Annotated in this window: 7 protein-coding genes and 2 tRNA genes; 2 read left to right on the top strand and 7 right to left on the bottom strand. The window is 66.2% G+C overall.

Annotation, left to right across the window (positions count from 1 at the left end):
- Positions 1 to 130: 130 nt before the first annotated feature.
- The 3 genes from TX83_RS20125 to lon all read right to left on the bottom strand — a co-directional run bounded on the left by TX83_RS20125 (position 131) and on the right by lon (position 3,172).
- Positions 131 to 205, bottom strand: a tRNA-Val gene (locus TX83_RS20125).
- 50 nt (positions 206 to 255) lie between these two features.
- Complete coding sequence (locus tag TX83_RS20120) at positions 256 to 603, bottom strand: HU family DNA-binding protein (RefSeq protein WP_261370217.1); 348 nt, start codon at positions 601 to 603, stop codon at positions 256 to 258.
- Between the two features lie 142 nt (positions 604 to 745).
- Positions 746 to 3,172 (bottom strand): endopeptidase La, encoded by a 2,427-nt coding sequence (lon, locus tag TX83_RS20115; protein WP_064749768.1) that lies wholly within the window; start codon positions 3,170 to 3,172, stop codon positions 746 to 748.
- Positions 3,173 to 3,375: 203 nt separating this feature from the next.
- Between lon and TX83_RS20110 the strand changes: the two genes are divergently transcribed.
- Positions 3,376 to 4,023, top strand: a complete 648-nt coding sequence (locus TX83_RS20110) for an SMI1/KNR4 family protein (protein WP_064749766.1) — start codon at positions 3,376 to 3,378, stop codon at positions 4,021 to 4,023.
- 146 nt (positions 4,024 to 4,169) lie between these two features.
- Here TX83_RS20110 and clpX read toward each other — a convergent pair whose 3' ends face one another.
- The 4 genes from clpX to TX83_RS20090 all read right to left on the bottom strand — a co-directional run bounded on the left by clpX (position 4,170) and on the right by TX83_RS20090 (position 8,948).
- Positions 4,170 to 5,459 carry an ATP-dependent Clp protease ATP-binding subunit ClpX gene (clpX, locus tag TX83_RS20105; protein WP_064749765.1) on the bottom strand — a complete coding sequence of 430 codons (1,290 nt, stop codon included), beginning with the start codon at positions 5,457 to 5,459 and terminating at the stop codon, positions 4,170 to 4,172.
- Positions 5,460 to 5,636: 177 nt separating this feature from the next.
- A complete protein-coding gene (gene clpP / locus TX83_RS20100) occupies positions 5,637 to 6,263 on the bottom strand; it encodes an ATP-dependent Clp endopeptidase proteolytic subunit ClpP (protein ID WP_064749764.1) in 627 nt (208 codons plus the stop codon).
- A 165-nt stretch (positions 6,264 to 6,428) separates the two neighbouring features.
- Complete coding sequence (tig, locus tag TX83_RS20095; RefSeq protein ID WP_064749763.1) at positions 6,429 to 7,730, bottom strand: trigger factor; 1,302 nt, start codon at positions 7,728 to 7,730, stop codon at positions 6,429 to 6,431.
- Positions 7,731 to 8,863: 1,133 nt separating this feature from the next.
- A tRNA-Leu gene (locus tag TX83_RS20090) sits at positions 8,864 to 8,948 on the bottom strand.
- 185 nt (positions 8,949 to 9,133) lie between these two features.
- On the opposite strand from TX83_RS20090, the gene pip reads away from it, so the two are divergent.
- Complete coding sequence (pip, locus tag TX83_RS20085; protein ID WP_064749762.1) at positions 9,134 to 10,087, top strand: prolyl aminopeptidase; 954 nt, start codon at positions 9,134 to 9,136, stop codon at positions 10,085 to 10,087.
- Positions 10,088 to 10,383: the final 296 nt, after the last annotated feature.

Genomic DNA, 10,383 nt, shown 5'->3' with positions numbered 1-10,383 from the left:
CGGCGTGACAGGCCAGCATTCTAACCGACTGAACTACCACTCCGCGTTTTGAACTCGGTGCAACCGAACCCTACTCGTACCCGCTTGGACCCCGTCTCTGGACGGGTCCGGCAGAAGACCAGGTCGAACCTGGTGGGTGCTGAGGGTTTCGAACCCCCGACCCTCTCCTTGTAAGGGAGACGCTCTACCGCTGAGCTAAGCACCCCGAGTCTAGGGTTCCGCTGGCGGCCGCCCCTGGCAGCCCCGGCGAGTTGCTTAGTTTACAGCGTCCTTCAGCGCTTTGCCAGCCTTGAAGGAGGGATTCTTCGAAGCCGCGATCTTGATGGTTTCGCCGGTCTTCGGGTTGCGGCCCTGGCGAGCGGCGCGCTTGCGCACCTGGAAGGTGCCGAAGCCAACGAGCGTAACAGTGTCGCCCTTCTTGAGCGCCTTGGTAACGACGTCGATCAGCGCGTCAACGGCAGCGGTAGCGTCGGTCTTCGACAGCTCTGCGGTTTCGGCAACTGCCGCTACGAGTTCGGCCTTGTTCATTATTTTCTTTACTCCTATGCGGATAGACCGCGTGTTCTGAGAATCGCCGCGACGTTGCGGCGTCGCTACGATCAAGCGAGCCGCGTCGCAGTTTTGTGATGAATGCCTGCGACGCGGTTGCGGTCGTTATACCAGCGGCATATTGGGGGTGCAAGCTGGAAAGCTAGCTGTGGCGCGGGTTTCAGCGGTTTTCGACGTTTCCGACCGACGGCCCGGATCAGTGCTTGACGTCGGGCTGCGAAGCCGCCTTGCCGCTGTCGCGCACCGGAATTTCGCCCTCGCCCGACGCGCTCGGCGGCGCGATCGGACGCTCCAGCGCGATGTCGAGCACTTCGTCGATCCAGCGCGCCGGCACGATCTTCAAACCCTGAGTCACGCTCTTGGGCAGGTCGGCCAGATCCTTGCGGTTCTCTTCCGGAATGATCACCGTGCGGATGCCGCCGCGCAGCGCAGCAAGCAGCTTTTCCTTCAGTCCGCCGATCGGCAGCACGCGCCCGCGCAGAGTGATTTCGCCGGTCATCGCCACGTCGGCCTTGACCGGATTCTTGGTCAGCATCGACACCAGCGCGGTGGCCATGCCGATGCCGGCGCTGGGGCCGTCCTTCGGCGTGGCGCCCTCAGGCACGTGCACGTGCACGTCGTGCTTCTGCAGGAACTCCACGTCGATGCCGAGACGCTCGGCGCGCGCGCGCACCACCGACAGCGCCGCCGACGCGGATTCCTTCATCACGTCGCCGAGCTGGCCGGTCAGCAGCAACTGGCCCTTGCCGGGCACCAGGGTCGCTTCGACCTGCAGCAGATCGCCGCCGACCTCGGTCCAGGCCAGGCCGGTGACCAGGCCGATCTCGTTGGCTTCCTCGGCGCGGCCGAAGTCGTAACGGCGCACGCCCAGGTACTTCTCCAGGTTCTTGGAGCCGACGCTGATCGCGCCTTCCTTGCTCTTCTTCTTCGGCCCGGCCAGGGCGATTTCCTTGACCACCTTGCGGCAGATCTTGGAGATCTCGCGTTCGAGATTGCGCACGCCCGATTCGCGGGTGTAGTAGCGCACGATGTCGCGCACCGCCGCTTCGGCGATCTTGATCTCCTCGGACTTCAGGCCGTTGGCCTTGATCTGCTTGGGCAGCAGATAGCGCATGGCGATGTTGAGCTTCTCCTCCTCGGTGTAGCCCGGAATCCGGATCACTTCCATGCGGTCCAGCAACGGGCCGGGGATGTTGAGCGAGTTGGAGGTGGCGACGAACATCACCTCGCTGAGGTCGAGGTCGACTTCCAGGTAGTGGTCGTTGAAGGCGTTGTTCTGCTCCGGGTCGAGCACTTCCAGCAGCGCCGAGGACGGATCGCCGCGGAAGTCCATCGACATCTTGTCGATCTCGTCGAGCACGAACAGCGGATTCTTGCTGCCGACCTTGTTGAGGTTCTGCACGATCCGGCCCGGCATCGAACCGACGTAGGTGCGGCGATGGCCGCGGATCTCCGCCTCGTCGCGCACGCCGCCCAGCGACATGCGCACGAACTTGCGGTTGGTGGCCTTGGCGATCGACTGGCCGAGCGAGGTCTTGCCCACGCCCGGCGGGCCGACCAGGCACAGGATCGCGCCCTTCATGTTCTTCACCCGGGTCTGCACCGCGAGGTACTCGAGGATGCGTTCCTTGACCTTCTCCAGGCCGAAGTGGTCGGCGTCGAGCACGTCCTGCGCGGCCTTGAGGTCCTTGCGGATCTTGGTGCGCTTCTTCCACGGCACGCCCAGCAGCCAGTCGAGGTAGTTGCGCACCACCGCCGCCTCGGCCGACATCGGCGACATCTGCTTGAGCTTGTTGAGCTCGTTCTTGGCCTTGGTCTCCACCGGCTTGGGCATACCGGCTTCGGCGATCTTGCGCGCGAGCTCGTCGACGTCGTTGGGCGCGTCGTCGATCTCGCCGAGCTCCTTCTGGATCGCCTTCATCTGCTCGTTGAGGTAGTACTCGCGCTGGCTCTTCTCCATCTGCGACTTGACCCGGCCGCGGATGCGCTTCTCCAGCTGCTGCACGTCGATTTCGCCGTCGACCAGGCCGACCAGCTGCTCCAGGCGCGCGCCGATCTCGTGCGTCTCCAGCAGCTTCTGCTTGTCGCCGATGCGCACGCCGAGATGGGCGGCGACGGTGTCGGCCAGGCGGCCGGGCTCGTCGATGCCGGCCAAGGTCTGCATCAGCTCCGGCGGCAGCTTGCGGTTGGTCTTGACGTACTGCTCGAACAGGCCCATCAGCGAACGCGCGATGGCCTCGATCTCGCGTTCTTCGCGATCGACCACCGGCTCGACCGCAACGGCCCGGCCGGACAGCGCGCCGTCGCCTTCGGCGACCTCGGTGACGCGCACGCGCGACACGCCCTCGACCAGCACCTTGATGGTGCCGTCGGGCAGCTTGAGCAATTGCAGCACCTGGGCCAGGGTGCCGATCTCGTAGAGGTCGGCGGCGCCGGGGTCGTCGGTCTCGGCGGACTTCTGCGCGACCAGCAGGATGCGCTTGTCCGCTTCCATCGCCAGATCAAGGGCGCGAATCGACTTGTCGCGGCCCACGAACAGCGGGATCACCATGTGCGGGAACACGACCACATCGCGCAGCGGCAGCACCGGCAGGGTCATGAATTCGGCGGAAGACTGAGTCATCGGGGGTCTCGACAAGCGTGGGGTGAGGATGCCGGGGCATCCAGGCTCCCGTTATGGGGGTGGCGGCCCAGGAGCGCAAGCAATGCCCGTCGGGCGGCCCGCAAAATCAATAAAAACCGCTTGAAAATCACCGCCTTGTGATACAAAGCCGAACCTGGGACAGAGCATTCCGGCCGCCTGCCCCATCGCCAAGGACGCCACCGATGCAACGACTGCACGATGCCATCGAGCAATACAACGCAAGCCGGACCCGCTTCTGGGACGACGACTACAACACCCTGCTCGCGGCCGGCCCGGCCGAGCCGGCCCAGATCGAGCGCCTGCAGGCGCTGGAGCCGCGGCCGCTGCCGGCGGACCTGGTGCAGTTCTATCGCCGTTTCGGCGGCCTGCACAACCAGGACAATACCGAGTCCTATTGCATGGAACTGCCGCTTCCCGGGCAATTGGCCGATGGTCTGGAGGCGGCCAACGCCTACCTGCGGATCCGTTCCCTGGGCCTGGTCGACATGATCGCGCACAGCTGGGGCAACGACCGGCCGGAGTTCGCCGCCGGCGGCGCTTTCTCCCAGGCCGAACTGGACGAACTGAACGGGCGCTACCGCTGCTATGGCTGGTACCGCACCGACACGGTGCTAGAGAGCGCCTGGTACCTGTACGCCGATCCGGACGGTCGTTTCGGTGCGCTGCTCTACGACCAGGACCGGTTCGACCGCACCGCGCGCGAGCTGCGCGCCCTGCTCGCCGCCAGCCCCGCCGGCCAGTCGCTGGAGGATGCGCTGTGCGAGGGCGTGGAGCGGATGCACGCGACGATGATCGAGTGGTGCGACGAGGACGCGGACGAAGACGCCTGAACCGGCGGCGCGCGCTGCCCCGACGCGACCGGCGGGCCGGTCGGCGCCGGAGTTCCATCACTGGGGCGAACGGGCCCTAAAACGAATCGCCCCCGCCGAAGCGGGGGCAAAAACCGATCGCCCCTGCCGAGGCAGGGGCGAGGAACTCACTCGGCCGAAGCGACCTTGGGCTGGGCCGGCGGGTTCTGGTAGATCAGGTAAGGCTCGGACTTGTGTTCGATCACCGACTCGTCGACCACCACCTTGCTGACGTTCTCCAGCGAGGGCAGCTCGTACATGGTGTCGAGCAGCACCGACTCGACGATGGTGCGCAGGCCGCGCGCGCCGGTCTTGCGCTTGAGCGCCTTGCGCGCGATCGCCGCCAACGCGTCCGGACGGAACTCGAGCTCGACGCTTTCCATCTCGAACAGCTTGCGGAACTGCTTGGTGATCGCGTTCTTCGGCTCGGTCAGGATCGAAATCAGCGCCGCCTCGTCCAGTTCCTCGAGGGTCGCGACCACCGGCAGGCGGCCGACGAACTCGGGGATCAGGCCGAACTTGATCAGGTCTTCCGGCTCGACGTCGGCCAGCACCTTGCCGATGTCGGCCTTGCGCTCGCTGCTCTTCACCTTGGCGCCGAAGCCGATGCCGCCGGCCTCGGTGCTGCGCTGCTGGATGATCTTGTCCAGGCCGGCGAACGCGCCGCCGACCACGAACAGGATGTTGCGCGTGTCGACCTGCAGGAATTCCTGCTGCGGATGCTTGCGCCCGCCCTGCGGCGGCACGCTGGCGATGGTGCCTTCGATCAGCTTCAGCAGCGCCTGCTGCACGCCTTCGCCGGACACGTCGCGAGTGATCGAGGGGTTGTCGCTCTTACGCGAAATCTTGTCGATTTCGTCGATGTAAACGATGCCCTGCTGCGCCTTCTCGACGTCGTAGTCGCACTTCTGCAGCAGCTTCTGGATGATGTTCTCGACGTCTTCGCCCACGTAGCCGGCTTCGGTCAGCGTGGTGGCGTCGGCGATCGTGAACGGCACGTTGAGCAGGCGCGCCAGGGTTTCGGCGAGCAGGGTCTTGCCCGAACCGGTCGGACCGACCAGCAGGATGTTCGACTTCGACAGTTCGACGTCGTCGTTCTTCTGCCGGCTCTCGATGCGCTTGTAGTGGTTGTACACGGCGACCGCGAGCGTGCGCTTGGCGCGCTGCTGGCCGATCACGTACTGGTCGAGCACCTCGAGGATCTCGCGCGGCTTGGGCAGGTGGCTGCGCGCCGACTGCGCCTTTTCCTCGAGCTCCTCGCGGATGATGTCGTTGCACAGCTCGACGCACTCATCGCAGATGAACACGCTCGGGCCCGCGATCAGCTTGCGGACCTCGTGCTGGCTTTTACCGCAGAACGAGCAATACAGGATCTTGTTGCTGTCGCCCGTGCTGCGTCCTTGTCGATCGTCGGTCATGCGTTGGCCCGTTGGTGCTCTAAATCGTACTCGTGTTCCGGAGCGGGTCCGGCGGCCCGGGCCGCCGCAGCTCGTTCAGCTGTCACGGCCCGAGGATAACACAGCGGTTCGCCCCCGCCTCGCGTCGGGGGCTGGACGGTTATCCGATGCGGATCAATGGCTTGCGTCCGCGCTCGTTCAGGCTGATTGGATCGTCTCGTCCGGACGGCGTTCCAGCACCTGGTCGACCAGGCCGTAGTCGCGGGCGGCCTCGGCGCTCTTGAAGTTGTCGCGCTCGGTGTCGCGCGCGATCGTCTCCAGAGACTGGCCGGTGTGCTTGGACAGGATCTCGTTGAGGCGCTGACGCAGGGTCAGGATCTCGCGGGCGTGGATGTCGATGTCGGTGGCCTGGCCCTGGAAGCCGCCCAGCGGCTGGTGGATCATGACCCGCGAATTCGGCAGCGCCAGGCGCTTGCCCTTGGCGCCGGCGGCGAGTAGCAGCGCGCCCATGCTGGCGGCCTGGCCGATGCAGATCGTGCTCACGTCCGGCTTGATGTACTGCATGGTGTCGTAGATCGCCATGCCGGCGGTGACCACGCCGCCCGGGGAGTTGATGTAGAAGTTGATGTCCTTCTCGGGATTCTCGGCTTCCAGGAACAGCATCTGGGCCACGATCACGTTGGCGACGTGGTCGTCGACGCCGCCGACCAGGAAGATCACCCGCTCCTTGAGCAGACGCGAATAGATGTCGTAGGCGCGCTCGCCGCGGCTGGTCTGCTCGACCACCATCGGCACCAGGTTGAGGGCTTTGGTCAGGTTATCCATTTCGACGGCACCTATTGACTGACTTAGAAGTTGCGCTTGTTAACGCAAGCGCGGCCCGACCAACTTGGGGCCGGCCGGGCCGCAGCGCAAGAGGCGCGATTGCTAATTGCTTCCGCGCCGGCGCGACCGCCCGATCGGGCATGTTCGCTCCGGCGCGGACCCGGCTCAGGCCGGGCGGATCGCTTCGCTGAACGACAGCGACTGCTCGGTGTGCTGGGCGCGCTCGGCGATCCAGTCGATCACCTGCTCTTCCATCACCCGGTTCTGCAGGCCGGCCATCAGCTGCTGGTCGTTGCGGTACAGGTCGATCACCTGCTGCGGCTCCTCGTAGGTCGAGGCGATCAGGCGCAGGGTCTCGTTGACGCGCTTGGGCTCCAGGCGCAGCTCGTTGCGGCGGGCGATCTCGCCGACCAGCAGGCCGACCAAGACACGCTTGCGCGCCGCATCCATGTAGTTCAGGTGAGCATCGGCCGGGGCTTCGATGTGGCGGCCCTGGCGGCGGGCCTGCTCGACGGTCTGCCAGACCATGTCGCGCGCTTCGGCCTCGACCAGCTTCGGCGGCATTTCCACCGACTCGTAGGCGGCGATCAGCTGCTCGCCGACTTCGCGGCGCAGACGGGTCATCAGCGCACCCTTGAGCTCGCGCTCCAGGTTGGTGCGGATGTCGTTGCGGAACTGGTCCGCCTCGCCGCTCTTCACGCCGAAGCTCTTGATGAACTCGGCGTCGACCTCCGGCAGGACCGGCTCGGACACGTTGGTGAGCTTGAGGTGGACCTTGGCCTGCTTGCCGGCCAGCTGCGGCGCGCGCCAGTCGGCCGGAAACTCGACCTCGGCGACGGTCTCGTCGCCGGCCTTGACCCCGACCAGGGCCTCTTCGAGCGGCTTGAACATCGATTCCGAGCCGATCACGGTGCTGCCGTACTCGGCGCCTTCGGCCGGGAAGCGCTCGTCGCCGACCTGGGTCCAGGTTTCGACCTCGACCACGTCGCCGGCCTGAGCGGCGCGCTCGACCTTCTGCAGGGTGCGGCGCTGCAGGCGCAGGTTCTCGATCATCGCGTCGATGTCGGCATCGGCGACTTCGGCGGTATGGCGGACGATGTTGAGCTTGGACACGTCGATGTCGCCGAAATCCGGCACGACTTCGAAGGTGGCCACGTAGGACAGGGTCTCGCCGGCGTCGGCGGCCGGCTCGATGCGCGGCTGGCCGGCGATCTGCAGCTGTTCCTGGCGCACGGCGTTGCTGAAGCCTTCGCGCAGCATGCCGTCGAGGATCTCGGCGCGCACCTGGGCGCCGAAGCGCTGCTCGATGACCTTGGCCGGCACCTTGCCCGGGCGGAAACCCTTGATCTTGGCGCCGCGCGCGATCTCGCGCAGGCGGCCGCCGACCTGGTTTTCCAGGTTCTCGGCCGGGAAGCTGAAGGTCAGTCGGCGTTCGAGCGAGCCCAGCGATTCGAGCGAAACTTGCATATCCACTCCTGCGACCGCGGCACCCGCCGCGGCACGAATGTTGATGATCCTGTCCGGCCGCCGGCCACGACGCATCGCCGGCCAGCGGAACTTGCTAGTTTGGCCGATAAAGGCCGCCGCTGCCAGCGCCGGCGGACGGGAAATCCCTTCCGGACGGGGTTTTGCGCGCGGTTCGGCGGTTTCGGGGGCGGCAGCGGCGGCGCGAGGCGCCGGGCAGGAACGAAATCCAGCCAGTTTCCGCGCATGGGGCCAGTCCGTATCAGAATTGCCCGAGACGGATGCGCCGCCGCCAATGGCGGCGAGATAGGTACGGGCGATACAGGAACGCCGTAGGCATGTCGCCCCGCCCGCATCGAACAACGAGTTCACCGAGCCGCTCAGAGGCAAGATCGAAGGGCCGGACGGGTCCGACGGCCATCGTTGCGTTTGCGGCGGCCTGGCGTCGGCCAGCCGGCGTGGTGCGAAAGGCGGGACTCGATCCAGTTCAAACCATTAAAAATCAATGCGTTGCTCTAGCTTTCCTGGCACAGATGGCGCATAGGAGGGCCATCTGTGCCGCCTAGAGTCCCAACTGTGCCGTCGCTGGCACAGCATCCAGCAACGGAATCAGGGCGTAGCGTACGCTGATTACAGTCACCCCAGGAGCAAACCATGGCAGTCCACGCGCTGTTCGTTCTTGAATCTGGTATCGCTGTAGTGAGGCATTGGCAGGGCTCTGCCGCAATGGCGCGGTATCAGAGCATTGGAATTGATGTCCCTGTCTCGCGCTTACGCTCCCGAACGCATCTCCCGACTGACACAACTTATGAGATATACGCGGAGCCGATGATCCCCGAGTCGGAAGCACTTAGGCGCGCGGCTGAGTGGAACGAGCGGTTCCCCCATGAGGCGGTACCGCCTGCGGGCCTCATCTTTTAACACAGCCGATTGAAACTATCGGTCAGAGCGTACACACGCGCATGCACGCGAACGAATGCAGTAGTACGCATGCATGCGCATGGTGCCGACATGCTGGCCATGTAGATACCACTGGATTGGTCTTCCAGTGCGAGTCGATATCCTGCAGGGGATGCACACTGGCACAGTTTTGGCACACTTTTTCCTGATTTATCTTTTTAAATCAGAAACTTGTGTGGTGCGAAAGGCGGGAGTCGAACCCGCACGCCTTGCGGCGCTGGAACCTAAATCCAGTGCGTCTACCAATTCCGCCACTTTCGCCTGCGCCGGTGCGCGCTGCCGGCGCATTCTAGCGGCCGCGCCGGGGAAACCGCCACGACCGCGGCGCGCACGCCCCGTCCCATCGATCGAAGGTTCGGCCGCCGCGGCAGGACCCGCCGCCGATCGCGGACACGGCAAGGCCGCGCGGCGGCGCTATGCTCGCGCGTCCCCAGCGGAGAACGCCCGTGCGCGAGCTGTACCCGGAAATCGAGCCCTATCGCAGCGAACGCCTGCAGGTCGATGCCATCCACGAACTGCATATCGAAGAATGCGGCAACCCGGACGGGCTGCCGGTGCTGTTCCTGCACGGCGGCCCCGGCGCCGGGGTCTCGCCCTACCACCGCCGCTTCTTCGATCCGGCGCGCTATCGCATCGTGCTGTTCGACCAGCGCGGCGCCGGCCGCTCGACCCCGGCCGCGGAGTTGCGCGAGAACACCACCTGGCACCTGGTCGCCGACATCGAGAAAATCCGCGCCCACCTCGGCATCGAACGCTGGGTGGTGTTCGGCGGCTCCTGGGGCTCGACCCTGGCCCTGGCCTATGCACAGACCCATCCCGCGCCGGTGCTGGGCCTGGTCCTGCGCGGCATCTTCCTCGGCCGCGATTTCGAGCTGCGCTGGTTCAACGAACTCGACGGCGGCGCGCGCTACATCTTTCCCGAGCGTTGGGCGCGCTATCTGGCCTACATTCCTCCGCAAGAGCACGACAACCTCACCGAGGCCTACTGGCGCCGGCTCGACAGCGACGACCCGCAGGTCCGGCTGGCCGCAGCGCTGGCCTGGAGCGACTGGGAAGGCGGCAGCACCACCCTGGTCCACGACCCCGACGGCGCCGACACCCGCGAGGAGCCGCAGGTCGCGATCAACGTGTCGCGCAACGAGGCGCACTACTTCCGCAATCGCGTGTTCCTGCAGCCGGACCAGCTGCTGCGCGGGGTCGAGCGCATCCGCCACATTCCGGCGACGATCGTGCACGGCCGCTACGACATCATCTGCCCGGTCGCCAGCGCGATCGACCTGGCCCAGGCCTGGCCCGAAGCCGAGCTGCGCATCGTCCTGGCCGGCCACAGCGCCGCCGATCCGGCGATCGTCGACGCCCTGGTCGCCGCCACCGACGCGCTGGCCGACCGCTTGGCTTGATCGATGCCGCTCCGGCCCTCGGGGACAGGGGCGGCGCAAGCCGCGACCCGCCAGAGCGGTGCGATGCCGCGCGTCCCCGAGACCGAACGCCTTGGCAGCCGGCGAAAGCCGAGCGGCCCGTTCGCCTCTGCGTCGGTCGCAACGCTCGCGACGCCTGCCACGGCGCCTGCACCGGGTCGCAGCTGAGGCCGCCTCCGCCGGCGCCATTCCCGTAGGAGCGAGGTAATCCGCGCTCTATCGAAGCGGCGCAGTACTTCGCCACCCGCTCCTGCTCCGCCCCGCCCCGCCCCGCCCCG

Source organism: Lysobacter antibioticus HS124, assembly GCF_000336385.2.
GTDB lineage: Bacteria > Pseudomonadota > Gammaproteobacteria > Xanthomonadales > Xanthomonadaceae > Lysobacter > Lysobacter firmicutimachus.
Note: the sequence above shows the minus strand (reverse complement) of the source record. Positions and strands in the feature narration are given on the sequence as shown.